This window comes from Sphingopyxis sp. (assembly GCF_035686825.1).
Classification (GTDB): domain Bacteria; phylum Pseudomonadota; class Alphaproteobacteria; order Sphingomonadales; family Sphingomonadaceae; genus Sphingopyxis.
The window spans coordinates 119,304-143,284 of record NZ_DASRYZ010000006.1 but is presented as its reverse complement, the minus strand read 5'-3'; the positions used below and the strand labels follow the sequence as shown (position 1 = coordinate 143,284).

Genomic DNA, 23,981 nt, shown 5'->3' with positions numbered 1-23,981 from the left:
TGTTAATTCTTGGCGGCCGGCGCGGCGGCGGGAGCCGCTGCGGGCGCAGCTTCGGTCGTGGTCGCGGCCGGCGCCGCGGCCGGCGCGACGGCAGGCGCCGTCGTGGTCGTGGCGGGCGCGACGGCAGGCGCCGCGACCACCGGACCGGCCGGGTTTCCACCCTTCGAGCGGACCCAGGCTTCCCACTTGTCGACCGGAAGCACTTCGACGGCGATCGGCATATAGCCGTGATCGACGCCGCACAGTTCCGAACATTGGCCGTAATAGACGCCGACCTTGTTCGCGGTGAAGGTCGTTTCGTTGGCGCGGCCGGGGACCGCGTCCATCTTGGTCCAGAAGGCCGGAACCGCGAAGCTGTGGATGACGTCGGCGCCGGTGATGATCAGCTTCACCTGGCGGCCGACGGGAACGACCATGCGGTTGTCGACGGCGAGGTGATAGGGTTCGCCGCGCGCCTTCGCCTGATCTTCGGGCAGGATCTTCGAGACATATTCGCCGATGCCCTGATCGGGATAGGCATAGCCCCAATACCATTGATAGCCGGTGACCTTGATCGTCAGCGCGTCCTTCGACGGCGGCTCATATTGCGCCGCGAGCAGGCGGATCGACGGCACCGCGATCACCGCGAGGATCAGCACCGGAATCGCGGTCCAGATGATCTCGATGAAGGTGTTGTGCGTCGTCTTCGACGGCACCGGATTCGCCTTGGCGCGATAGCGGAACATCGCCCAGAGCATGAGACCGAGAACGATCAGCGTGATCACCGTGATGACAGGCAGCAGGATGACATGGTTGAACCAATAGGCCTGCTCGCCGATCGGGCTGACCTGCGGCTGGAAGTCGATGCCCGCGTCGACGGGCTGGCCGACGCCGGGGGTCGGCTTCATCGGGACATAAGTCGCGTCACCCGCCGGAGCCGCGGCGGTCGCCGCCGCCGGAGCGGCTGCGTCAGTGGCGGCCGGAGCCGGATTCGCCGGAGCCGTTGCGGCGGGGGCTTCGGCCGGCGCCGCAGCCGGCGTTGCCGGCGTTTGGGCATGACCGGCGCCCACCGCGCCGAGCGACAAAGCCGCCGCAATTACAAGGGTTTTCAAGCTCTTCATAAGGATAGTGCCGCCCGTTGCCTGTTGTATTTATGATGCCCCAGCCTACCCTCCCCGCTGCCGGACATGCGCCCGCGCAGCCATTCGGACAGGCTGAATCTCGCGGGCGCTATAGACCCGCTTGCCGCTTGCCTCAAGCATCTCTAACACTATTTTGCGGCTGGCAAATCTTCGCCGCGCAAACCCGCTCGCCCGCCATGGGCGGCGCACAGGACAAAAGAATAATCCTTCATGACCGACGATGAAATTCTGGCCGAATTCCGTGCCGCCGACGCCTTGCTCCAAGGGCATTTCCTTCTCTCCTCCGGCCGCCACAGCGAATATTATCTGCAGTGCGCGCGCGTACTGATGGACACCGAGCGCGCCGGGCGGCTCGCCGCCGCGCTCGCCGCGAAGCTGCCGCGCGATCTGCGCCAGACGATCGACATCGTCGTCTCGCCCGCGATGGGAGGCGTCATCATCGGCCATGAAATGGGCCGCGCGCTCGGCAAGCCCGCGATCTTCGTCGAGCGCCCGACCGGCACCTTCGAACTGCGCCGCGGCTTCGACATCGATCCCGGCGCCAAGGTACTGATGGTCGAGGATGTCGTCACCACCGGCCTCTCGTCGCGCGAAGCGATGGACGCGGTGCGCGCCGCGGGCGGCGAGGTGATCGCCGAAGCCGCGCTCGTCGACCGCTCGGCGGGCAGCAACATCGACCTCGGCGTGCCTTTCTATCCGCTCGTCGCGATTAACTTCCCGACCTATGCCGAGGATGAACTGCCCGAGACGCTCGCCGGAACCGAAGCGATCAAGCCCGGCAGCCGGAGCGTCGCGGCTTGACCGATAACCCCCCTTCGCGCCTGCGGCTCGGCGTCAACATCGACCATGTCGCGACGATCCGCAACGCGCGCGGGGGCGAACATCCCGATCCGGTGCGCGCGGCCGAGATCGTCGCGGCGGTTGGCGGCGACGGCATCACCGCGCATCTGCGCGAGGACCGGCGCCATATCCGCGACGACGACCTCGCGCGCATCCAGGCCGCGACCGACCTGCCGCTCAATCTCGAAATGGCGGCGACCGACGAAATGCTCGAGATCGCGCTGCGCCACAAACCGCACGCCGCGTGCATCGTCCCCGAAAAGCGCGAGGAGCGCACGACCGAGGGCGGGCTCGACGCCGCGGGCCAGCACAACCATCTCGCGCCGATCGTCACGCGCCTCAATGACGCGGGCATCCGCGTCAGCCTGTTCATCGAACCCGACCCCCGCCAGATCGAGGCCGCGATGCGCCTCCGCGCCCCCGTCGTCGAATTCCACACCGGCCGCTATGCGCATGTCGAGGGCGAGGAACGCGCCGCCGAACTCCGCCGCCTCGCCGACGCCGCCGCGCTCGCGTGGAAGAACGGCATCGAACCGCACGCCGGCCACGGCCTGACTTATGAGAATGTCGTTCCCGTCGCCGCGATCCCGCAGCTCGCCGAACTCAACATCGGCCATTATCTGATCGGCGAGGCGATCTTCACCGGGCTCGAAGATGCGGTGCGCCGGATGCGCGCGCTGATGGACGAGGCGCGCGGCGCGTGATCATCGGCCTCGGCTCCGACCTCTGCAATATCGAGCGCATCCAGGCGTCGCTCGACCGTTTCGGCACCCGCTTCGAAAATCGCGTCTTCACCGACGTCGAGCGCGCCAAGGCGGCGCGGCGCCCCTACACCCGCGCAGGAACCTATGCCAAGCGCTTCGCCGCCAAGGAGGCTTTCTCGAAAGCCGTCGGCACCGGCTTCAAGCGCGGCGTGTTCATGAAGGACATCGGCGTGGTCAACGCCCCTTCGGGCGCCCCCACGCTCGCGCTCACCGGCGGCGCCGCCGAGCGCCTCGCGCAGATGATCCCGCCGGGTTACAGCGCGCACATCCATCTGACGCTGACCGACGACCATCCCTGGGCGCAGGCTTTCGTCATCATCGAAGCAATCAAGGACTGACATTTTCATGGCGAAGCGTGGCTCGAAAAACAGGGCGAAGGACGACGGCTGGGGCAAGCTGATCCGCGATGTCGTGGTGATCCTGCTGCTCGTGCTCGGCATCCACAGCTGCGTCGCCAAGCCCTTCTATATCCCGTCCGATTCGATGATGCCCATCCTGCGCAACGGCGACCGGCTGATCGTCAGCAAATATCCCTATGGCTGGTCCTATTCGTCGGTCAGCTTCCACCTCGCGCCCAAGGTGGAGGGGCGGATCTTCGGCAAGCTGCCCGAACGCGGCGACATCGTCGTGCTCGAACATCCGGTGACGCGCATCGACTATATCAAGCGCGTGATCGGCCTGCCCGGCGACACGATCGCGCTCCGCAACGGCGAACTCAGCATCAACGGCAAGCCGGTGAAGCGCGAGGTCCAGCCGATGCTGTCGATTCCGGTCGATCCCAACCTGCCCGGCCCCGACAGCAGCCTGTACCGTTTCGTGAACCGCGACGCGGGCGGCAAGCGAGTGCTCGAACTGCCGATCGTGCGCGAAACGCTGCCCGGCGGCGCCACTTTCGACACGATCGATATGGGCCCGGGCTATGCGACCGACGATTATGGTCCCGTCACGGTGCCCGCGAACCATGTTTTCCTGATGGGCGACAACCGCGACGGCAGCGCCGACAGCCGCGTCGACACCAGCCAGAAGGGGCTCGGCGGCCCCGTCCCCTTCGACGCGATCGCCGGGCGCGCGGAGATCGTCAGTTTTTCGACCGATGGAACCGCCGAGTGGTATAACCCATTGAGCTGGTTTATCGCCCTCCGGTCGGGACGCGCCGGAACCGACCTGCGGCCCGAGCGTCAGGGCAACTAGACTAAGCACAACGGGGAACAGGCATGGCGGCGACACGAAAACCAGCAGCAACGCGCACCGCCGCCTCCGCCGCCGCCAAGGCCGAGGCGCACCGCGAAGCCCCCGGCCCCACCGAAATCCGCAGCCATCTCGTCCGCTCCGAGCTTTTGAAGGCGGGCGTGTGGCTCGGCCTCGCGCTCCTCATCGGCGTGTGCATCGTCCTGATCCAGCCCATCCTGCTGATCTTCGCGGCCATCGTCATGGCGTCGATGCTCGACGGCGGCACGCGCCTGCTCGGCCGCATCCTGCCGATCGGACGCGGCTGGCGATTGCTGATCGTCTGCCTCTCGCTCCTCGCCTTCCTCGGCTGGACGATCATGTTCGCGGGCTCGCAGATCGCCGATCAGGCCGCGACGCTGCAGACCGTCGTGATGGCACAGATCGAGCGCATCGCCGCCTGGGCGAGCAATCATGGCATGGGCAATTTCCAGCTCGATACCAAGACGATCACCGACAATATCGCGGGCACCGTCGGCCGCGTCACCGCCGCGGTCGGCACCGTGCTCGGCGGGCTCACCAGCCTCGTGATGATCATCGTCCTCGGCATCTTCATCGCGATCGAACCGCGGCTTTACGAACGCGGCGTCGCGTGGATGCTGCCGATGAAAAGCCGCGAGAATTTCTACATCACCACCGCGCGCATGGGCTTCACGCTGCGGCGGCTGATGGCGGGGCGCCTGCTTGGCATGCTCGTCGAGGGAATCGGCACTTGGCTCGCCTGCCTCGCGGTCGGCATTCCGATGGCGGCGCTGATGGGGCTGCTCACCGGCCTGCTCGCCTTCATCCCCAATATCGGTGCGATCGTCTCGGGCGTACTGCTCGTCCTCGTCGGCTTTTCGGCGGGGATGGACACCGGCCTCTGGGCGATCGCCATCTATTTCGTGGTCCAGACGGTCGACGGCTATCTGATCGTCCCGATGGTCGCGAAAAAGACCGTCGACCTCGCCCCCGCGCTCGTCCTCGGCGCGCAGATATTGTTCGGCGCGCTGCTGGGCCTGATGGGACTGTTCCTCGCCGACCCGATCGTCGCGATGATCAAGGTCGCGCTCGAACGCGAGGCCGAGCGCAACGCCGGCGCCGCCAAAACGAAAACGGCGGCGGGCCCCTAAGCCCACCGCCGCTTTGGCTAAACCTGTTTGCCGGTTACGGCTGCGGCACGCCCGGCGGCGGGCCGGCCGGACCGCCCTGCTGCTGCATCATCTGTTGCTGCTGCATTTGCTGCATCTGCTGCTGCATCGCGCGAACCTCGGCTTCCGAGCGGAAGTCGAGCAAAGTGACGGCAAAGTGCAGCGTGCTGTTCGCGGGGATCGGGCCCACGGCGCGGTCGCCATAGCCGAGCTGCGGCGGAATGCTGATCTTGTATTCGCCGCCCTTCTTCATGCGGGTCAGGGCTTCGGAAAAGCCGGGGACGACCTGCGCAACCTGCATCGGCGCCTGTTCGTTGGAATCGAAGACCGTGCCGTCGTCGAGCTTGCCTTCATATTTGACCAGCACGACATCGGCCTTGGTTGGGCTGGGCCCGGTGCCTTCCTTGACGACCTCGAACCCGATGCGCGGGGTCATATGCCAGGCAAAGGCCGCGCCCGCGACCAGCAGCGCCGCGAGGCCGAACCACATCAGCCACAGCCCACCCTTGCTCACCGGACGCAATGGAACCGTCGTTACGCTCATCTTGGCTAATCCTTCCGCTGCCCCGGCCGGGGCGAAAATGCTGGCGAGGCCTATAGGCGGAGCGGCGCAGAACGGTCCATAGACAATATGCATCCACGCATAACGAAAAAGGGCGCCGCGTTGCCGCGGCGCCCTTTTCTCGATCAGGATCCCGAACGGGAGACGGTCTTACTTGATACCGTCGCGCTCCATCCGCTTGCGCTCCATCTTGCGGGCGCGGCGGACGGCGGCGGCGTGCTCGCGGGCACGCTTTTCGCTGGGCTTCTCGTAATGACGGCGCAGCTTCATTTCGCGATACACGCCCTCACGCTGCAGCTTCTTCTTGAGCGCGCGAAGGGCCTGGTCGACATTATTGTCGCGAACGATGATCTGCATACGCCGTGTCGTCTCCTGTTCGTCAAAACGATTTGGGCACCGGGAAGCCGGTTTGCCGTAAATCGCCGATATTCGGGCAATAAAAAGAGCGCCGCGATGACGCGACGTTCCGATGAAGCGCCAACTAGAGAGATTCGCGCCAAAATGCAAGCCCCTGCGCGGCGAGCCGCGCCCGCCGCGCTGTCGGACCGCCCTGCCCTCCCCGGGATTGTGCCGCGCCCCATCCTTATGGCATAGGTAGCAGGACGAAACTAACATCATAATGAGGGACAGGCCATGGCGACCCAGCTCAAGCGCAACAGCAAATATAGCGAAGCCGAATGGACGGCGCGGCAGGAGCTTGCCGCCTGCTATCGCATCTTCGCGATGATGGGCTGGGACGAGATGATCTTCAACCACATCACGGTGAAGGTCCCCGACGAGGAGGGCAGCTACCTCATCAACCCCTATGGCATGCACTTCAGCGAAGTGACCGCGTCGAGCCTGATCAAGATCGACATCGACGGCAACAAGGTCGACGAGGACAATCCCTGGCACGTCAACAAGGCGGGCTTCGTCCAGCACAGCCTGTTCCACCGCGTCCTTCCCGACGCGCACGCGATCATCCACACCCACACCACCGCGACGGTGGCGGTCTGCGCGCTCGAAGGCGGACTCCAGCCGGTCAATTTCTACGCCTGCAACTTCGCTGGCCAGCTCGCCTACCATGATTTCGAGGGCGTGACGGTGCGCGAGGAGGAAGGCGAGCGCCTCGTCCAGAACCTCGGCGACAAGCGCATCCTGATGCTCAAGAACCACGGCCCGGTCGTGATGGGCAAGACGCTGACCGAGGCCTTCATCAAATATTGGGCGCTCCAGCGCGCGTGCGAAATCCAGCTCGCGACGATGAGCATGGGCAAGCCGATCACCGTGCCGCAGGAGGTGATCGCGGTCCACCAGCGCGACCTGTTCATGGCCTCGATCCCCGGCCAGGCGGGCAAAGCCGAATTCGACGCGATGGTACGCAAGGTCGACAAGATCGACACGAGCTGGCGTGACTAATCGCGCCGACGCGCTAACAGGGGCGGCATGACGCGATTCTCGGTCAACGACCGCCCGGTCGAATATCGCATGGACCCCGAAACGCCCCTCTTGTGGGCGCTGCGCGACGCGTCGAACCTGACGGGGACCAAATATGGCTGCGGCACCGGCGATTGCGGCGCCTGCACCGTCGACATCGACGGCGAAGCGATTCGCAGCTGCCTCGTCACCATTGCCGAATGCGAAGGCCGCTTCGTCACGACGATCGAAGGCCTGTCGCGCGACCGCAGCCATCCGGTGCAGCAGGCGTGGGTCGCCGAGCAGGTGCCGCAATGCGGGTTTTGCCAGTCGGGGATGATCATGTCGGCGGCGGCGCTGCTGCGCGCGAACAGCAACCCGAGCGATGCCGAGATCGACGGCGCGATGACGGGAATCTGCCGCTGCGGCACCTATCCGCGTATCCGCACCGCGATCCGCCTCGCCGGCCGGGTGATCCGCGGCGAGGAGCGCATCGCCGCCGCGCCGCCCCCCGGCATCCGCCCCGAGGACGCCGCGCGCGCCGTCCCCGCGCTGCGCCCGCCGCGCGGCAGCTGAACGCCCCCGTTCATCTAGCTGAACAATAGGCAACGGCGCGGTCAGCCATCGATCATCTTGCCAATGGTAAGAATCGCTTCATCATCCCGGCTGGCGTCTCCAGCAAACGGGACATGAGTTGGAGAATGGCGAGATGAAGAAGATGTTCGGAGGGTTGCTGATCGCAGCAACGATTTTGACCCCCATTGCCCCGGCCGCCGCGCAGGCGTCTGGCGAGAGGATCCAGATCGCGCAGCGTGGCGACCGGGGCCCGCGAGGCCCCGAAGTGCGGCGCGGCGGCAACCGCGGCGGCGAAGCCCGCCCGCAGCGCCAGCGCAGCGAGCAACGGCAGGTCCAGCGTCAGCAGCGCAGCGAAATGCGTCAGCGCGGCAATGATCAGCAGCGTCAGGCGCAACGCCAGCAGTGGCGACAGCGCGGCGATAATGAGCAGCGCCAGCAATGGCGACAGCGCGGCAATGATCAGCAGCGCCAGGCTCAGCGCCAGCGTAGCGGAGTCTACGACCGCAACAACGACGGCCGCATCGATCGCCGGTGGGACCGTAATCGCAATGGTCAGGTCGATCGGCGGTACGACCGCAACGACAATAATCGCGTCGACCGGCGTTATGACCGCAATCGCAACGGCGACCTCGATCGCCGCTGGGATCGCAACAACAACAACCGCATCGACCAGCGCGACCGGCGTTACGATCGCAACCGCGACGGCCAGATCGATCGGCGGTACGACCGCAACAACAACGACCGCGTAGACCGGCGCTATCGCGATGGCCGCAACGATCGCTGGGATCGGGGCCACAATCGCTGGAACCGCGACTGGCGCAGCGACCGCCGCTACGACTGGCGCAGCTGGCGCGACCGGAACCGCAGCTATTACCGCCTGCCGCGCTATTACAACCCGTATCGCGGGCGCGGCTATTCGCGGTTCAGCATCGGCTTCACGCTCGGTTCGCTCTTCTACAGCCAGCGCTACTGGATCAACGATCCGGGCTATTACCGCCTGCCGCCTGCTTACGGGGGCTATCGCTGGGTCCGCTATTATGACGACGCGCTTCTGGTCGATACCTATTCGGGCGAAGTGGTCGACGTGATCTACGATTTCTTCTGGTAATATTCCTTTCGGTTATCAGATGACAAACTGAGGGGCCGGCTTGACCGGCCCCTTTTTTTGCATGGCTGCTTTTCGACTGGGAGCGGACGTTCCTTCATCGTCATCCCGGACTTGATCCGGGATCCATAGCTGCGCCGTCGTCGTGGATCCCGGATCAAGTCCGGGATGACGAAGCGAGGGTAGTTTGCCGTCCGCTCCCCACCCCAATGCCGACGCTGCGTTCCCCCTTGCCCTCCCCCGCCCGCTCCGCCACGATGGCGGGATCAGACAGGGGGAGACTTCATGCGTAAACTGGGAATGGTCGCGGCAGCGACGCTGGCGCTGCTCGGAACGACGGCGCACGCGAAAACCACGGTGGTCTATGCGGCTCGCGTCATCACCGACGCCAGCAAGCCCGCGCAGGGCCCCTCAACCGTCATCGTCACCGACGGCCGCATCACCTCGATCGCCCCCGGGCGCGCCGATGCCCCCGCGGGCGCCGAAATCGTCGATCTCGGCGACAAGATTTTGCTCCCCGGCCTCGTCGACCTCCACGTCCACCTGACCGGCGATCCCGGCGACGATTACCGCGCCGCGGCGGTCGACCCCGACGAATGGGGCGTCGTCGTCGGCGCGAAAAACGCCGCGATCACCTTGCGCGCGGGCTTCACCACGGTGCGCGAGGCGGGGTCGGCGCAATATACCGCCTATGCGCTGCGCCGCGGCACCGCGAACGGCTTTATCGAAGGGCCGCGCATCGTCGCCGCGGGCCCGGCGCTGTCGATTATCGGCGGCCACGGCGACGTCACCGGCTTTCGCGAGGATGTCCACGACGTGCTCGACATGGGCTACACCTGCACCGGCGCGCTCGAATGCGCCGAAAAGGTCCGCAAGGCGTCGCGCGCCGGCGCCGACGTCATCAAGATCACCGCGACCGGCGGCGTCCTGTCGCAACAGGCGCGCGGGCTCGAAGGCCACTTCACCAGCGCCGAGCTGCAAAGCATCGCCGACACCGCCCATTCGCTCGGGCTGAAAGTCATGGCGCACGCGCATGGCGCCGGCGGCATCACCGCCTCGGCCGCCGCGGGCATCGACAGCATCGAGCATGGCACCTTCGCCGACGATGCGACGCTGAAGGTGATGAAGGCCAAGGGCACCTATCTCGTCCCCACCCTCATGGCGTTCGAGGGGATCCGCGAGCGGCTCGGCAAGGGCATCTACACCCCGACGGTCGAAGACAAGGTGCGCATGACGCTGAACGATGTCGGCAAGGCGGTGACGCGCGCCAAGGCGCTCGGCGTCCCGGTCGCCTTCGGCACCGACGCCGGCGTGTTCGAACATGGCCGCAACGGCGGCGAGTTCGCGCTGCTCGTCAAATATGGCCTGACCCCGCGCGAAGCGCTGGCCAGCGCGACGACGGTCGCCGCGAAGCTGCTGTCGATGGAAAACGAGATCGGCCGGATCGCGCCGGGCATGTCGGCCGACATGATCGCGGTCAGCGGCGACCCGCTCGCCGATGTCACGACGCTCGAAAAGGTCGACTGGGTAATGGCGCGCGGCCGCATCGCCGACTGATCATCGGCCGTCGCGCCCGCGCCTCGCGCTAGGTCGTTTGACACGGCGGGCCGCGTCGTCCACCCTCGCGCCTTCACTCACAGCCAAAGGAGATCGACCCGCCGCCTTGCGGGCATGACGCTATGCGCCAATTCACGATTGAAAGCCTTTCGACCGCCAATTCCATCCCCTTCCTCGCCGACCTCCCGCCCTGGGCCGAAACGCTGATCGGCCTCGGCATCCTGTTGTTTCTTGCCTGGGTCGCCAATTTCATCGTCAAGCATATCGTGCTGCGCATCGTCACCCGGTGGCTGCCGCACGAGGGGCTCACCCCGCTGCCCGTCGCGGCGCGGCTTGCCCATATCGTCCCGGCGTTCATCATATCGAACGGCATCGCTGCGGTTCCGCACCTGCCGCTCGCCGTCGTCACCGTCATCAGCAATGTCGCCGCCGCGTCGATCATCCTGTTCGTCGCGATGGCGATCAGCCGCGCGCTCAGCCTCGGCAACCAGATTTACGACCACCGCCCCGATGCGGCGAGCCGGCCGATCAAGGGCTATGTCCAGCTGTTGAAGATCATCCTCTATGGCGGCGCGGCGATCCTCATCATCGCCGCACTGATGGACCAGTCGCCCCTCCTCCTCCTGTCGGGCATCGGCGCAATGGCGGCGGTGCTGCTCTTGGTGTTCAAGGACACCATCCTGTCGCTCGTCGCCTCGGTGCAGCTCACGTCGAACGACATGCTGCGCGTCGGCGACTGGATCGAAATGCCGGCGCTCAATGCCGACGGCGACGTGATCGACATCGCGCTCCACACGATCAAGGTACAGAATTGGGACAAGACGATCACCACCATCCCCACCCACCGGCTGATTTCGGAAAGCTTCAAGAATTGGCGCGGCATGTCCGAATCGGGCGGGCGGCGGATCAAGCGCTCGCTGTTCATCGACCAGAACGGCATCCGCTTTCTGACACCCGACGAAAAGCAGGCGCTGCGCCGCTTCCAGTTGCTCGACGAGTATCTCGGGCACAAGCAGGCCGAACTCGGCGAATGGAACGCCGCCGCGGAACGGGCCGGACGCGACCCCGTCAACATCCGCCGCGTCACCAACATCGGGACGCTGCGCGCCTATATCGTCGAGTATCTCCGCGCCAATTCACACATCGCCAAGGGCATGTCGATGATCGTGCGCCAGCTCGCACCGACCCCGCAGGGGCTGCCCATCGAAATTTATTGCTTCACCAACACGACCGCGTGGAACGCCTATGAGGATATCCAGTCGGACATCTTCGACCATCTGCTGGCGATCCTGCCCGAATTCGGCCTCCGTGCTTTCCAGGAACCGAGCGGGCTCGATCTGCGGCGCGGCCTCGCGGCCTGACTGCTGCGGCGCGCGGCAGGGGTCAAGCGGCGCGGCGGACCCGTCCGCGCGCCGGCGCGGTGGTCTTCGGCCCGATCAGCGCCTCGATCTCGACCGCGTCGGCGAACTGGACGCCGACGCGGTTGCCCGCCGACCAGCGCGCCGTCGCATCGACCGGCTGGCCAGGCCCGAATTCGAGCGTCAGTGGCGTTCCCGCAGGCACGTTCCACAGTCCCTCGATCAGTGCGCCGCGCGACGACATGTTGCGGACGATCGCCTCGTAACGATGTCCGCCGCTTTCGATCTGGATCGTGCGGAAGACCGTCAGCCGCGCCTCGCGCGCGCTCTTGAACCCCTTGGCCTCGACGCGTCCGCCGCCCTCGCGGAGCATTTCGAGCACTTCGGCGAGGTCCATCGGCCGCCCATAGATATAGCCCTGGACATGGCTGCACCCGAGGCCGCGGACGAGCGCGAGATCGTCGTGCGTCTCGACCCCCTCGGCGGTCGTCTCCATGTCGAGCGCGGTCGCAAGGCCGACGATCGAGGAGATGATCGCGGCGTTCATGCTGTTCTTGTCGGCGGCGCCCAGAACGAAGCTCTGATCGATCTTGATCTTGTCGAACGGCGCTTTCTTCAGATAGCCGAGCGCCGAATAGCCGGTGCCGAAATCATCGAGCGCCAGCCGCACCCCGGTACGCTTCAATTTCTGGAACATCCCCAGATTCTCGGCGCTTTCGTCGAGGAAGACCCCCTCGGTGATCTCGAGCTCGAGCTGCTCGGGCCGGATGCCCGCCGCCGACACCGCGTTCACGATCGTCGCGGGCAACTTTTCGTTGGCGAACTGGCGCGGCGAGACATTCACCGCGACGCGGTAGCCCGGGCCGAGCTCTGCGATCGCGGCGCAGGCCGAGCGGATGATCCATTCGCCGATCGGGACGATCAGGTTCGATTCCTCGGCGATGGGGATGAACTTCGACGGGCTGATCGTGCCCGCGGTCGCATGATGCCAGCGGATCAGCGCCTCGAACCCCGAAATGCGCTCGCTCGTGACGTCGACGATCGGTTGATAGAGCAGTTGCAGCTCGTCCTTCGCCAGCGCGTCGCGTAGCGCGTCCTCGATCGCCTTGCGCTCGCTCGCCTGATTGTGCATCGCATCGGCATAGAAGCGATAGACACCGCGCCCCGCATCCTTCGCGGCATAGAGCGCGAGGTCGGCGTTGCGGACGAGCGCCGATGCGCTCACCCCCTGCCCGTCCGAAACCGCGATACCGATCGACGATCCGATCCGCACCTGCTCGCCCTCGATCGCGAAGGGCTTGGCGAGGCTCAGGATGATCGCATTGGCGATGCCCGCCAGCTTTTCGGGCTGGCTCATCTGCGGCACGACGATCTGGAACTCGTCGCCGCCGAGGCGACCGACCTGCCCCTTGTCGCCGATGATCTGGGTCAGCCGGCCCGCGACCTGCTGCAACAGCTGGTCGCCGACCGGGTGTCCCAGCGTGTCGTTCACCGCCTTGAACCGGTCGAGGTCCATCAGCAGCAGCGCGCACGGCTGCGGCTGGCCGCTGTGGCTTTTCAGCGCGCGTTCGAGCAGGTCGGTGATGTGGCGCCGGTTGGCGAGGCCGGTCAGCGTGTCATAACGCGCGAGCTGGTTGATCTCGCGCTCCGACCTCTTCTGGTCGGTCAGGTCCGTCCCGCTGCCGCGAAACCCCTGGAAATTGCCGAACTCGTTGCTGATCGGCTGGCCCGAGATCGACCACCAGCGTTCCTCGCCGGGCACCGCCGCCTGCACCGTCAGCTCCTTGAACGGGGTTCGCGACGACAGGCTGAACCCCAGCGTGCGTTCCTCGCTTTCGTCCTTGCCGACGCGCTTGCGGATGATGTCGGTAAAGGGATGGCCGAGCAGGTGGGCGAGCGGCCGGTCTAGGCGCGCCGCGACGGTCGGCGAGATATAGACGAGCCGCCCGTCGCGATCGGTTTCCCAGAACCAGCCGCGCCCCGCGCGCTCGAAATCGCGCATCAGGTTGAGAGCGCGCTGCTGGTCGCCGATCGCGAGGCGCGCCGCGCGCGTCGCGCGCCGTTGATGGCGGACATCCTCGCGCATCATCGCGATGAGCAAGCCAAGGAAGATGAAACCGGCGACCCCGAACGGCCATGACGCGACCCCGATCGCGCCGCCGAGCACCGTCGCCCCGGCAAAGGTGAAGAAGGCCGGCCGCACGATCGCCGCCGCCGAGGCCGCGACCAGCAGCGACCCGACATGGATCGCGGTGAAGGCGTCGAAATAGCTGCCCTCGTCGGGAACCGCGATCGCGGCGAACATCGCCGCCGCGTTGAGCAAGGAACCGAGCGCGATCAGCGCCATGCACAGCATCGCCATCGTCCGCACGCGCTGGTGCGTGATCGGTCGCGGCCGGCGCATCGCCTGGCCGATCACCATCAGCGCGACGTCGCACGGCAGCCCGGCCGCCATCACCAGCCAGTGCGAGAGATGGTCGAGGAAGCCGGCGGCGCCCGGCAGGAAGGCAAAGCTCAGAAAAGCGAGGACGCGGCCGATCAGCACATAATGCCACAGCTTCGCGACGCGCATGACGGCGGTGACGAACTCGGGCGAATCGAACAGCGATTCGCCCGTCGCCGGATCGCCCGCTCCCGGTCCGATGGTGGCGCGCCTTATCCCCAACTTTCCCTCGTTCCCCGCTTCTGTGATCGCCGTTTTCACTGGCCGGAAGGGGTAACCAAATCCTTACCGCGACGCGCTGATTTCCGCCGATATTGTGCCAAAACGGAAGGGGTTACGTTTCGGTTCGCAACTTGTTATAGATGGGCCATGCCCGCCGTCCGCCTTTTTCCGCCCGACCGCTTTTTCGACCGCGCCGAATGGTCGGCGATCACGCGCGCCTCGTCGTGGCGCGGCATCTGGCTGGTGGCGCATGCGTGGATCGTCAGCATCGCGCTCGTCGGCCTCGCCGCCTGGTCGCAGAACCCGCTCGCATGGCTGCTCGCGGTGATCTTCGTCGGCGGACGCCAGCTCGGGCTCGCGATCCTGATGCACGACGCGGCGCACGGCGCGCTCCACCCGAACCGCAAAATCAACAATTTCCTCGGCCAATGGCTGACCGGCGCGGCGGTCGGGTCGGACCTGATCGCCTACCGCACCTATCACCTCCAGCATCACAAATTCACCCAGCAGCCCGAGGACCCCGACCTGTCGCTGTCGAAGCCTTTCCCCACGACGCGCGCCAGCCTGCGCCGCAAGATGCTGCGCGACCTCACCGGGCAGACCTTCTTCAAGCAGCGCATGGCGCAATTCGCCTTCGCGCTGGCCGGCCTCAAGGCGATGCTGCGCGGCGAGCAGGCGCAGAAAAGCCGCGCGAGCACCAAGGCCGGAACGCCGTTCAACAAGCAATCGGACGACGGCATGACGTCACCGACGATCGACGTCGCCGGCGCGATGGCGGTGACGCGCGCGGTCGGGCGTTTCCTGATCGTCCAGGCGGTGCTGCTCGCGCTGTCGCTCGCGCTCTATGGCTGGACGCCTTACCTGCTCTGGCTCGCCGGGCTCGCGACGACCTTCCAGCTTTACCTTCGCATCCGCAACATCGCCGAACATGCCTGCACGACGACGGGCAGCGAGGATCCGTTCACCCATGCGCGCACCACCCACGCGGGCTGGCTCGCGCGCGCGACGGTTGCTCCATATTGGGTGAATTATCACGCCGAACATCATCTGTTCATGGGCGTGCCCTGCTACCGCCTGCCGCAGGTCCACGCCGCGCTCGGCCGCGCGGGCAAGCACGATGCGATGACGATCGCGCCGAATTACGCCGCGGTGCTGCAGCGGGTCACGGCCGCCGGCTGATCAGCCTTCCTGCACGAAGCGCGACCCGGCGCGATCCTTGACCGTCTTTTCTGGGTCGAAAATCATCCCGTTCATCGCCACATAAACGCCGGGCGGCAGCGTCTGCACAGCGGCTAAAGCGAATCCGACGTTGAACTCGGCATCGCTCGCGCGCACCGAGGCGGGCTGCATCGCCCCCGTCATCACGATCGTCTTGCCGGTGATCCCCGCGAGCACGCGCCCGGTGACGACCATCGTGTCGGTGCCATGCGTGACGAGGATACGCGACGCGTCGCTCGCCGCGACCGCGGCGCGGATCGCCTCGCGGTCGGCATCGTCCAATTCGAGGCTGTCCTTGCGCATCAGCTGCGTCACCCGGTGCGGAACATGAACATTGTGCTCGCGCAGCATGTCAGGGATCGCCGCGGGGCCGATCTGGAACTCGCTCAAGGCGTCGAAATAGACCTTGTCGATCGTCCCGCCGGTCGTGAAAATGTCGATGACATCGCTCATGCCAAAGCCTCGGCGATCAGCCGCCGCGTGTTGTCGATCCCGAACAGGGCGATGAAGCTGCCCATGCGCGGCCCGGCACTCGATCCGAGCAAGGTCTCGTAGAGCGCCTTGAACCAATCGCGCAGGTTTTCAAAGCCATAGGCCTCATTCTTGCCGATCTCGTAAACGATATTCTGGATATCGTCGGCCGACGCATCGGCGGGCAGCGCCGCGAGCTTGGCGTCGAGTTCCTTGAGCGCCGCGCCCTCGCCACCCGCCGGCTTGCGGCGCTTCAGCGTCGGCGCGACATAGTCGCGGTTATACGCCATCGCATTGTCGATCAGCCGGTCGAGCTCGGGATAAGTCGTGGCATCGGCACCGTCGACATATTGGCCGAGGTAGCGCCAGATCTGTTCCTTCGACGCATCGGCGCCCATCACCCCGACGAGATTGAGCAGCAGCCCGAAGGTCACCGGCAGCTCGGCACCCGGCACATCCTGCCCGCGCGCGACATGGACGTGATGCACCGGATTGCCGAGCTTCTTGTCGCCGTCCTGCGCCGGATAATTGCCGCGCATCTGCAGATATTCGTCGACCGCCTTCGGCACGACTCCGATATGGAGCTGCTTCGCCGCCTTGGGCTCGCGAAACGCAAAGAAAGCGAGGCTTTCCTCGCTGCCATAGCTCAGCCATTCCTCGATCGACAGGCCATTGCCCTTCGACTTCGAAATCTTCTCGCCCTTCTCGTCGAGGAACATCTCATAGATCAGCCCCTCGGGCTTGCGCCCGCCGAGCGCCTTGGCGATCTTGCCCGACTGGACACCGCTGTCGGTCAGGTCCTTGCCGTACATCTCGTAATCGACGCCGAGCGCGACCCAGCGCATCGCCCAGTCGACCTTCCACTGCAGCTTCGCACCGCCGCCAAGGATGCTGTGCGTGATCGTCTCGCCCTCATCCTCGAACGAGACGAGGCCGGCATCGGCATCGACGACCGTCACCGGCACCTGCAGCACGATCCCCGACTTGGGGCTGACCGGCAGGATCGGCGAATAGGTCGCGGCGCGCTCGGCGCGCAGCGTCGGCAGCATGATGTCGAGGATATCCTGATTGTGGCGCAGCACATTCTTCAGCGCGTCGTCGAACGCCCCCGCCTTATATTGTTCGGTCGAGCTCACGAATTCATATTCGAAGCCGAAACGGTCGAGAAACTCGCGCAGCATCGCATTGTTATGGTGCGCGAAACTTTCGAACTTGCCGAACGGATCGGGGATCGCGGTCAGCGGCTTGCCCAGATATTCGCGCAGCATGTCGCCGTTGGGCACATTGTCGGGAACCTTGCGGAGGCCGTCCATGTCGTCGCTGAACGCGACGAGCCGCGTCGCCGCGCCACCGGTCAGCGCCTCATAGGCACGCCGCACCATCGTCGTGCGCAGCACTTCGTTGAAGGTGCCGATATGCGGCAGCCCCGACGGGCCATAGCCAGTCTCGAACAATACAGGGTCGCCTCCCGGCTTGCCCTCCGGATAGCGTTTGACCAGCTTGCGCGCTTCCTCGAACGGCCAGGCCTTGGACGTTTGCGCGGGCTCGCGCAGCGAAGGGTGAAGGTGCAAGTCGGTCATGCCGCGCCCATAGCGGCAAGCGAGGCCAAATCGAAAGGCAAAATTGTCCCGCCGCGGCCCAACATCGTTACCGGAAAATTTACCATGAAGCCATAATGTCCCGGCCATGGACAATTTCCGCCTTCCCGCACCCCGCGGCCACAAACGCACCCCGGTGTCGATCGACGTCACCGTCAACGGCATCCTCAACTTCGTCGACGGCCGGATCACCGACCTGTCGGAGGGCGGCGCACGCGTCGACGGGGCGAGCATGCCGGCGCGCTCGCGCTGCGAAATCCATTATGGCGGCGAAGTCACCTACGCCGTCGTCATGTGGTCCGAATTCGACCGCATGGGCGTGCGCTTTCCCTATGAACTGACGCATGGCGCGCTCCACAAGGCGCTCCAGAGCGCACGGAGCGCGGCGATGATCGAACCCGCGCAGATTTTCCACCGCAACCGCCCGGCGGTATTCGGGCGCCGCGGATTGAGCTGAGCCTAGCCGGGCTCCCATCCGCCTTGCCGCGTTCCTCTTTTGTCCCTAGCTAGGGAGGATGGCGCCCGATCCGCTCACCCTGCCCGCGATCCACGCGAGCCACATCGGCATCTGGATCGCCGACACGCACGGCCGCATCCAGCGCGTCGGGCGCGGCGAGGCGATCGCAGCGGTCGCGGCGACCCCGCATTTGCTGCTGAACGCGACGCTGACCGGCGACCGGCTCGGCTATCCCGAACTCTCGGGGCTCGACCTGCTCGAACTGTTCGCCTTCCTCTATCCCGCACGCTTCGCGGTGCCGACCCCGGCGGGAATCGCCGCTGCCGTTGGACTGACGCCGCCCAAGGCCGAGGAAGATATCGCCGCCTTCCTGCCCCAGGCCGCCACGGCGATGCTCGCGAGCCTGAACGATCCCGACTGGCCCGAACGCGAAGGCGCGTGGCACGGCGTCGAGGCACTGTCGCGCCAGCGCTGGTCGTGGGCGCCGCTCGTCCAGCCGCGCCTCGCCCGCCCCGACGCCAATGATCGGTGGCTCTTCGCGCGCCTCCCCGAATGGGAGGAGCAATCGCCGCGCGGCGCCCCGCGCCAGGTGACGATCGACGAAGCCGACGTCGCCGCGCGGCTGGATCAGCTGACCGGCGACGGCGCCGAACGCCGCCCGGGACAGCAGGACTATGCGCGCGCGACCGCCGCGATCTTCGCCCCGCGCGAGCGCAAGGACGCGCCCCAGATGCTCGTCGCCGAGGCCGGCACCGGCATCGGCAAGACGCTCGGCTACCTCGCCCCCGCCAAGCAATGGATCGACCAGTCGGCGGGCAGCGTCTGCATCTCGACCTTCACCAAGGCGCTGCAGCGCCAATTGTCGCGCGAGACCGAACGGCTCTACCCCGACGCCGCGACCCACCGCGAAAAAGTCGTCGTGCGCAAGGGCCGCGAAAATTATCTCTGCCTGCTCAACCTGGAGGATGCGCTGCAGGGCGGCTTTTCGGGCCGCGCCGCGATCCTCGCGCAACTCGTCGCGCGCTGGGCCGCCTACAGCCGCGACGGCGACATGGTCGGCGGCGACCTGCCCGGCTGGCTCCCCGCGCTCTTTCGCCGCAACGGCACCACCGCGCTCACCGACCGGCGCGGCGAGTGCATCTATGCGGGCTGCCCGCATTTCCGGAAATGTTTCATCGAACATTCGGCGCGCGCCGCGACGCAGGCCGACATCGTCATCGCCAATCATGCGCTGACGATGGTGCAGGCGGCGCGTCCGCGCGACGGTGGCGCCCCCGCCACCCGCCTGATCTTCGACGAGGGCCATCATCTGTGGGACGCCGCCGACAGCATGTTCGCCGCCGCGCTCACCGGACAGGAAGCGGTCGAAATCCGCCGCTGGGTGCTCGGGCCCGAGGGCAAGTCGCGTGGACGGCGGCGCGGGCTCGCCGCGCGTCTCGCCGATGTGGCAAGCTATGACGAGGCCGGCGACAAGGCGATTCAGGCGGCGATCCACGCCGCCGCCGAACTCCCCGGCGACGGCTGGCTCGGCCGTCTTTCCGAGAATGAGCCGTGGGGCGCGATCGAACGGCTGCTCGTCGCGGTGCGCGCCATGGTCTATGCGCGCGGCATCGACAGCCGCACCGCCGACACCGGCTATGGCCTCGAAACCGAACTCGCCGATCCAGACCCCGAACTCGTCACCGCCGCCGCGAGCGCGGGCGACGCGATCGAGGCGCTGCTCCGTCCGCTGATGGCGCTCGGCAAACGGCTCGAGGCGTTGATCGAGGACCCGCCCGACTGGCTCGACGGGCAAGCGCGGGCAAGGGTCGACGGCGCGCGCCACAGCCTCGGCACGCGGATCGACACATTGGGCGGCTGGCTGTCGCTGCTCGGGCGCGTCGGCGGTCCCGCCGACCCCGACTTCGTCGACTGGCTCGCGGTCGACCGCTACGACGGGCGCGAATATGATTGCGGCCTCCACCGCCACTGGCTCGACCCCGCACGCCCGATCGCCGAGGTCGTCTATCGCCCGGCGCAAGGCGTGCTCGTCACCTCGGCGACCTTGCGCGGCGGCGGGCATGGCCGGGGCGCCAAAGGAAACGGCGGCTGGACCGACGCCGACATCCGCACCGGCGCGCGCCACATGGACGGCGGCGTCCAGCATTTCGCGGTGCCGAGCCCGTTCGACTATGCGCGCCAGTCCGAAGTGCTGATCGTCACCGACATCGCGCGCGGCGACCTGCCCGCGCTCGCCGGCGCGTACAGCCGGTTGATCGAGGCCGCGGGCGGCGGCGCGCTCGGCCTGTTCAGCGCGATCCGGCGACTGCGCATCGTCCATTCGCGCATCGCCGACCGGCTCGCGCGTGCCGGGCTGCCGCTCTTCGCGCAGCATGTCGACCCGCTCGACACCGGCACGCTCGTCGACATCTTTCGCGCCGATCCGCATGCCTCGCTGCTCGGCACCGATGCCTTGCGCGACGGCGTCGACGTCCCCGGCGATTCGCTCCGGCTGGTGGTGATGGAGGGCGTGCCATGGCCGCGCCCGACGATCCTTCACGCGGCGCGGCGCGCGGCGCAGGGCGGCAGCGCCTATGACGACATGGTGATCCGCGCGCGCATCGGGCAGGCGTTCGGCCGCCTGATCCGCCGCGCCGACGATTTCGGCCAGTTCGTGATGCTCTCGCCCAGCTTTCCCTCGCGGCTGCTCGGCGCTTTCCCCGAAGGCACCCCCATCCGCCGCCTGCCGCTCGACGAAGCGGTCAACCATGTCGCCGCGGCGAATGTCGAAAGGCGAAAAAGCGCCTTTCCCGCCTTTTCACCGTCATAAGTTTGCGGCACAAGGCCCGCGAACGAGGGCATAAGCGCGGGATCGCGGGGAGATATTTTGAAAACTTTGACCATCCTGCGCCACGCCAAGTCGGGTTGGGACGTGGCCGTCGAGCGCGACTTCGACCGCCCGATTAATAAAAGGGGCCAGCGCGGCGCCGAACTGATCGGCCAGTGGCTGAAACGGCGGAAACTGCCGGTCGACCGTATCATCGCCTCGCCCGCGGTGCGCGTGACCGAAACGCTCGACATCTTCCAGCCCGCCGCCGGCCTCGACGCGCTCGAACCGCATTGGGACCGCCGCATCTATCTCGCCTCGGCCGCGACGCTGATCGACGTGATCCGCGACACCGGCCGCGACGCGCAGCATCTGCTGATCTCGGGCCACAACCCCGGCCTCGAAGACCTGATCCTGATGCTCGTTCCCGAAACGGCGGGCGACGAGCTGCGCACCAAGGTCGAGGAAAAGCTCCCGACCTCCGCCCTCGCTCGCCTCGATCTCGACATCACCGACTGGCACGATCTCGACGTGAACATGGCGCGCTTCGCGGACTTCATCCGCCCCCGCGACCTCGACCCCACGCTCGCCCCGGCGATGGACGACGATTGAGCCATCCCCGGCGTCACGTCGGGATCGCCGCCCCCATCCCGTCTGGCCAACCCGCCCCGCCCCGCCTATGGCGGCGGACGATGGCCGATGATCGCTTCCAGTCCCGCTTCGCCGCCGATGCGAGCCTGCTGCCGCATATGGCGGACCTCGCGAACGACCGGGTGCTGATCGCGCTGCTCGGCGAAGCCGATTATCGCGCCGCGAGCTTCCTCGACCAGCGGCTGCTCACCGATCGCATCGGGCGCGAGTGGATGGCATGGAGCGCGCTGCCCGACCTCGGCGCCTCGGCGCCGCGCCCCGATTTCATCTTTCATATCGGCCATGTCGGCTCGACACTGGTGTCGCGCCTGCTCGCCGAGGCGAGCGGCGCGCTGCCGCTGCGCGAACCGATGCTGCTGCGCACGCTGGCGCAGGTCGCCGAGCGGATCGACCGGCCCGAATCGCTCTGGTCGCCCGACCTCTACCGCACGCGCCTCGCGCAGACCCTCGGCTGGCTGGGCCGCGGCTTCGCGCCCGGCCAGCGCGCGACGATCAAGGCGTCGAGCGTGATCACCGCCATCGCCGGCGATCTGACGGGTCCGGATGGCCGCGCGCTCTTCCTCTACGTCCCGCTCGCCCGTTACATCGAGACGATCCTCGCGGGCGAGGCGTCGATGGCCGAAACGCTCGCGCAGGCGCCCGCGCGCATGGCGCGGCTCGCGGCCCTGCTTCCCGATTTTCCGCACGCGCTGTGGCAACTGCCGCCGGTCACGCGCGTCGCGATGAGCTGGCTTTGCGAAATGGCGACCGCGCAGCGCAGGCTGCCGCCCGGCGATCCGCGTTATCTGTGGGTCGATTTCGAAGCGATGCTGGCAGATCCCGCCGCCGCACTCGCGGCGCAAGCGACGCATTTCGGCTTGCCCGTCGACGGAGCCCGCATCGACGCCGCGCTCGCCGGGCCGATCATGCGCCAATATTCGAAGGCGCCCGAGCATGGCTATAGCCCCGACCTGCGCCGCGAATTGCAGGCGCAGGCCGCTGCCGATCACGCGCCCGCCATCGCCGAAGCGATCGCATGGGTTGAAGCACTCGCCGCGCGCTATACAAGCCTTGGCGACCTGCCGATCACGGCCGATAGGAAGCCTTAGATGTTCAAGCTAGTCCAGTTGCTCGACGACAATGCGGTGCGCACACTGCGCGAGATCGCCGCCGGCGGAAAATTCGTCGACGGCAAGATCAGCAACCCGCATTCGAAGGTGAAGAACAATCTGCAGCTTCACGACGCGGGCGCCTATGAACGCTCGTCGAAGATATTGCTCGACGCGATGGTGCAGAATCCCGATTTTATGGAATTCTCCTTTCCGGCGCGCATCGCCCCGCCGCTACTGACGCGCTACACCCCGGGCATGCACTATGGCCTGCATCCCGACGCGGCCTATATTCCGCTCCCCGACGGCCAGCTGCGCACCGACGTCAGCTGCACCGTCTTCCTGAACGACCCCGCCGATTATGACGGCGGCGCGCTGCACGTGCGGCTGGGCAGCGCCGACCTGCGCTTCAAGGAAGCGCCCGGGGTCGCGATCATCTATCCCTCGCACACGCTGCACGAGGTCGAGCCGGTAACGCGCGGCGAGCGGCTCGTCGCGATCACCTTCATCCAGAGCCTGATCCCCGACGTCCAGCACCGGGGCCTGATGTACGAACTCAACGAGGTGGCGGCGCTGGAGGGAGCCAAGATGGAACCCGCGAATTTCACGCGGCTTCAGGCGGTTCAGTATCAGCTGCTCAGGATGTGGCGGCGCTGATCAATAGCCCATCAGGCTCAGCACTTCCTTGCGGCTGCGCTCGTCGTCGAGAAAGCAGCCGAGCAGGCGGCTCGTCACCATGCCCACGCCCGGCGTGCGCACGCCGCGCCCGGTCATGCAGCCATGCTGCGCGTCGATCACCACCGCGACGCCGTGCGGCTGGAGATTGTCCCAGATGCACTTCGCGACTTCTGCGGTGAGCCGCTCCTGAACCTGCAGCCGCCGTGAAAAGCCGTTGAGCACGCGCGCGAGCTTGGAAATGCCGACGACGCGGTCCTTCGGCAGATAGGCGATCGACGCCTTGCCGGTGATCGGCGCCATATGATGTTCGCAATGCGACTGGAACGGAATGTCGCGCAGCAACACGATCTCGTCATAGCCGCCGACCTCCTCGAAGGTGCGCGACAGATGGAGCGCGGGATCGTCGGCATAGCCCGAACAATATTCCTTCCACGCGCGCGCGACGCGACGCGGCGTATCGCGCAGCCCTTCGCGCGCCGGATCGTCGCCCGCCCACTCGATCAAGGTCCGCACCGCGTCGGCGACATGGTCCGGAACCACCACCTTGCCATCCGGCCCCAACTCGACTTTGTCGCTCATCGCCCCGCTTTCACTGTTGCCATCATGTCGCACATTTCGACGTCCCGATGGCGATACGCAAGGGCCGGACGAAAAGAAATTGTCCTCCCTCATCAACTTTACGTTGCGGAATCTTGACTTTTTCTCTTTCCGGAG

General features: G+C 66.6%; 23 protein-coding genes. 16 read left to right on the top strand and 7 right to left on the bottom strand.

The window, feature by feature from the left end:
* Nucleotides 1–2: 2 nt before the first annotated feature.
* Nucleotides 3–1,100 (bottom strand): cytochrome c oxidase subunit II, encoded by a 1,098-nt coding sequence (coxB, locus tag VFG17_RS14125; RefSeq protein ID WP_325030021.1) that lies wholly within the window; start codon nt 1,098–1,100, stop codon nt 3–5.
* Nucleotides 1,101–1,331: 231 nt separating this feature from the next.
* Between coxB and pyrE the strand changes: the two genes are divergently transcribed.
* The 5 genes from pyrE to VFG17_RS14100 are packed head-to-tail and all read left to right on the top strand — an operon-like array spanning nt 1,332 to nt 5,064.
* Complete coding sequence (gene pyrE, locus VFG17_RS14120) at nt 1,332–1,922, top strand: orotate phosphoribosyltransferase (protein ID WP_325030020.1); 591 nt, start codon at nt 1,332–1,334, stop codon at nt 1,920–1,922.
* A complete protein-coding gene (locus VFG17_RS14115) occupies nt 1,919–2,665 on the top strand; it encodes a pyridoxine 5'-phosphate synthase (protein ID WP_325030019.1) in 747 nt (248 codons plus the stop codon). The genes pyrE and VFG17_RS14115 overlap by 4 nt, the downstream gene beginning before the upstream one ends.
* Complete coding sequence (gene acpS, locus VFG17_RS14110) at nt 2,662–3,063, top strand: holo-ACP synthase (RefSeq protein ID WP_325030018.1); 402 nt, start codon at nt 2,662–2,664, stop codon at nt 3,061–3,063. The genes VFG17_RS14115 and acpS overlap by 4 nt, the downstream gene beginning before the upstream one ends.
* Nucleotides 3,064–3,070: 7 nt before the next feature.
* A complete protein-coding gene (lepB, locus tag VFG17_RS14105; RefSeq protein ID WP_325030017.1) occupies nt 3,071–3,916 on the top strand; it encodes a signal peptidase I in 846 nt (281 codons plus the stop codon).
* Between the two features lie 23 nt (nt 3,917–3,939).
* Nucleotides 3,940–5,064 (top strand): AI-2E family transporter, encoded by a 1,125-nt coding sequence (locus VFG17_RS14100; RefSeq protein ID WP_325030016.1) that lies wholly within the window; start codon nt 3,940–3,942, stop codon nt 5,062–5,064.
* Nucleotides 5,065–5,098: 34 nt separating this feature from the next.
* Here VFG17_RS14100 and VFG17_RS14095 read toward each other — a convergent pair whose 3' ends face one another.
* Entirely contained in the window at nt 5,099–5,626 is a 528-nt protein-coding gene (locus tag VFG17_RS14095) for an FKBP-type peptidyl-prolyl cis-trans isomerase (RefSeq protein ID WP_325030015.1), read from the bottom strand.
* Nucleotides 5,627–5,794: 168 nt separating this feature from the next.
* A complete protein-coding gene (rpsU, locus tag VFG17_RS14090; RefSeq protein ID WP_037510267.1) occupies nt 5,795–6,001 on the bottom strand; it encodes a 30S ribosomal protein S21 in 207 nt (68 codons plus the stop codon).
* Between the two features lie 276 nt (nt 6,002–6,277).
* Here rpsU and VFG17_RS14085 point away from each other — a divergent pair, with 276 nt between their 5' ends.
* The 5 genes from VFG17_RS14085 (at nt 6,278) to VFG17_RS14065 (ending at nt 11,638) form a co-directional block, all read left to right on the top strand.
* Nucleotides 6,278–7,042 carry a class II aldolase/adducin family protein gene (locus VFG17_RS14085; protein ID WP_325030014.1) on the top strand — a complete coding sequence of 255 codons (765 nt, stop codon included), beginning with the start codon at nt 6,278–6,280 and terminating at the stop codon, nt 7,040–7,042.
* Nucleotides 7,043–7,069: 27 nt separating this feature from the next.
* Nucleotides 7,070–7,615, top strand: coding sequence for a (2Fe-2S)-binding protein (locus VFG17_RS14080; RefSeq protein WP_325030013.1), 546 nt, complete (start codon nt 7,070–7,072; stop codon nt 7,613–7,615).
* A 133-nt stretch (nt 7,616–7,748) separates the two neighbouring features.
* Complete coding sequence (locus VFG17_RS14075) at nt 7,749–8,723, top strand: RcnB family protein (protein ID WP_325030012.1); 975 nt, start codon at nt 7,749–7,751, stop codon at nt 8,721–8,723.
* A 282-nt stretch (nt 8,724–9,005) separates the two neighbouring features.
* Nucleotides 9,006–10,277 carry an amidohydrolase family protein gene (locus VFG17_RS14070; protein ID WP_325030011.1) on the top strand — a complete coding sequence of 424 codons (1,272 nt, stop codon included), beginning with the start codon at nt 9,006–9,008 and terminating at the stop codon, nt 10,275–10,277.
* Nucleotides 10,278–10,399: 122 nt separating this feature from the next.
* A complete protein-coding gene (locus VFG17_RS14065; protein ID WP_325030010.1) occupies nt 10,400–11,638 on the top strand; it encodes a mechanosensitive ion channel family protein in 1,239 nt (412 codons plus the stop codon).
* 22 nt (nt 11,639–11,660) lie between these two features.
* Here the strand turns inward: VFG17_RS14065 and VFG17_RS14060 are convergent, their stop codons facing one another.
* Nucleotides 11,661–14,300, bottom strand: coding sequence for an EAL domain-containing protein (locus tag VFG17_RS14060; RefSeq protein ID WP_325030009.1), 2,640 nt, complete (start codon nt 14,298–14,300; stop codon nt 11,661–11,663).
* A 147-nt stretch (nt 14,301–14,447) separates the two neighbouring features.
* On the opposite strand from VFG17_RS14060, the gene VFG17_RS14055 reads away from it, so the two are divergent.
* Nucleotides 14,448–15,479: a fatty acid desaturase family protein gene (locus tag VFG17_RS14055; protein ID WP_325030008.1), complete on the top strand. Its 1,032-nt coding sequence runs from the start codon at nt 14,448–14,450 to the stop codon at nt 15,477–15,479.
* Here VFG17_RS14055 and VFG17_RS14050 read toward each other — a convergent pair whose 3' ends face one another.
* Nucleotides 15,480–15,971, bottom strand: coding sequence for an asparaginase domain-containing protein (locus tag VFG17_RS14050; protein WP_325030007.1), 492 nt, complete (start codon nt 15,969–15,971; stop codon nt 15,480–15,482).
* Nucleotides 15,968–17,569: a lysine--tRNA ligase gene (locus tag VFG17_RS14045; RefSeq protein WP_325030006.1), complete on the bottom strand. Its 1,602-nt coding sequence runs from the start codon at nt 17,567–17,569 to the stop codon at nt 15,968–15,970. The genes VFG17_RS14050 and VFG17_RS14045 overlap by 4 nt, the downstream gene beginning before the upstream one ends.
* A 106-nt stretch (nt 17,570–17,675) precedes the next feature.
* Between VFG17_RS14045 and VFG17_RS14040 the strand changes: the two genes are divergently transcribed.
* The 5 genes from VFG17_RS14040 to VFG17_RS14020 all read left to right on the top strand — a co-directional run bounded on the left by VFG17_RS14040 (nt 17,676) and on the right by VFG17_RS14020 (nt 23,246).
* Nucleotides 17,676–18,044, top strand: coding sequence for a PilZ domain-containing protein (locus VFG17_RS14040; protein WP_325030005.1), 369 nt, complete (start codon nt 17,676–17,678; stop codon nt 18,042–18,044).
* A gap of 58 nt (nt 18,045–18,102) precedes the next feature.
* Nucleotides 18,103–20,853 carry an ATP-dependent DNA helicase gene (locus VFG17_RS14035; protein ID WP_325030004.1) on the top strand — a complete coding sequence of 917 codons (2,751 nt, stop codon included), beginning with the start codon at nt 18,103–18,105 and terminating at the stop codon, nt 20,851–20,853.
* Between the two features lie 57 nt (nt 20,854–20,910).
* Nucleotides 20,911–21,462, top strand: a complete 552-nt coding sequence (locus VFG17_RS14030) for a SixA phosphatase family protein (RefSeq protein ID WP_325030003.1) — start codon at nt 20,911–20,913, stop codon at nt 21,460–21,462.
* An 80-nt stretch (nt 21,463–21,542) separates the two neighbouring features.
* Entirely contained in the window at nt 21,543–22,589 is a 1,047-nt protein-coding gene (locus VFG17_RS14025; protein WP_325030002.1) for a hypothetical protein, read from the top strand.
* Nucleotides 22,590–23,246: a Fe2+-dependent dioxygenase gene (locus VFG17_RS14020; protein ID WP_325030001.1), complete on the top strand. Its 657-nt coding sequence runs from the start codon at nt 22,590–22,592 to the stop codon at nt 23,244–23,246.
* Here the strand turns inward: VFG17_RS14020 and folE are convergent, their stop codons facing one another.
* Complete coding sequence (folE, locus tag VFG17_RS14015) at nt 23,247–23,846, bottom strand: GTP cyclohydrolase I FolE (RefSeq protein WP_325030000.1); 600 nt, start codon at nt 23,844–23,846, stop codon at nt 23,247–23,249.
* Nucleotides 23,847–23,981: the final 135 nt, after the last annotated feature.

Excerpts from the sequence above, each read along its gene's own strand:
- coxB (WP_325030021.1), bottom strand. The coding sequence starts at position 1,100 with ATGAAGAGCTTGAAAACCCTTGTAATTGCGGCGGCTTTGTCGCTCGGC.
- pyrE (WP_325030020.1), top strand. The coding sequence starts at position 1,332 with ATGACCGACGATGAAATTCTGGCCGAATTCCGTGCCGCCGACGCCTTG.
- lepB (WP_325030017.1), top strand. The coding sequence starts at position 3,071 with ATGGCGAAGCGTGGCTCGAAAAACAGGGCGAAGGACGACGGCTGGGGC.
- VFG17_RS14100 (WP_325030016.1), top strand. The coding sequence starts at position 3,940 with ATGGCGGCGACACGAAAACCAGCAGCAACGCGCACCGCCGCCTCCGCC.
- VFG17_RS14095 (WP_325030015.1), bottom strand. The coding sequence starts at position 5,626 with ATGAGCGTAACGACGGTTCCATTGCGTCCGGTGAGCAAGGGTGGGCTG.
- rpsU (WP_037510267.1), bottom strand. The coding sequence starts at position 6,001 with ATGCAGATCATCGTTCGCGACAATAATGTCGACCAGGCCCTTCGCGCG.
- VFG17_RS14085 (WP_325030014.1), top strand. The coding sequence starts at position 6,278 with ATGGCGACCCAGCTCAAGCGCAACAGCAAATATAGCGAAGCCGAATGG.
- VFG17_RS14080 (WP_325030013.1), top strand. The coding sequence starts at position 7,070 with ATGACGCGATTCTCGGTCAACGACCGCCCGGTCGAATATCGCATGGAC.
- VFG17_RS14075 (WP_325030012.1), top strand. The coding sequence starts at position 7,749 with ATGAAGAAGATGTTCGGAGGGTTGCTGATCGCAGCAACGATTTTGACC.
- VFG17_RS14070 (WP_325030011.1), top strand. The coding sequence starts at position 9,006 with ATGCGTAAACTGGGAATGGTCGCGGCAGCGACGCTGGCGCTGCTCGGA.
- VFG17_RS14065 (WP_325030010.1), top strand. The coding sequence starts at position 10,400 with ATGCGCCAATTCACGATTGAAAGCCTTTCGACCGCCAATTCCATCCCC.
- VFG17_RS14055 (WP_325030008.1), top strand. The coding sequence starts at position 14,448 with ATGCCCGCCGTCCGCCTTTTTCCGCCCGACCGCTTTTTCGACCGCGCC.
- VFG17_RS14050 (WP_325030007.1), bottom strand. The coding sequence starts at position 15,971 with ATGAGCGATGTCATCGACATTTTCACGACCGGCGGGACGATCGACAAG.
- VFG17_RS14045 (WP_325030006.1), bottom strand. The coding sequence starts at position 17,569 with ATGACCGACTTGCACCTTCACCCTTCGCTGCGCGAGCCCGCGCAAACG.
- VFG17_RS14040 (WP_325030005.1), top strand. The coding sequence starts at position 17,676 with ATGGACAATTTCCGCCTTCCCGCACCCCGCGGCCACAAACGCACCCCG.
- VFG17_RS14035 (WP_325030004.1), top strand. The coding sequence starts at position 18,103 with ATGGCGCCCGATCCGCTCACCCTGCCCGCGATCCACGCGAGCCACATC.
- VFG17_RS14025 (WP_325030002.1), top strand. The coding sequence starts at position 21,543 with ATGGCCGATGATCGCTTCCAGTCCCGCTTCGCCGCCGATGCGAGCCTG.
- VFG17_RS14020 (WP_325030001.1), top strand. The coding sequence starts at position 22,590 with ATGTTCAAGCTAGTCCAGTTGCTCGACGACAATGCGGTGCGCACACTG.
- folE (WP_325030000.1), bottom strand. The coding sequence starts at position 23,846 with ATGAGCGACAAAGTCGAGTTGGGGCCGGATGGCAAGGTGGTGGTTCCG.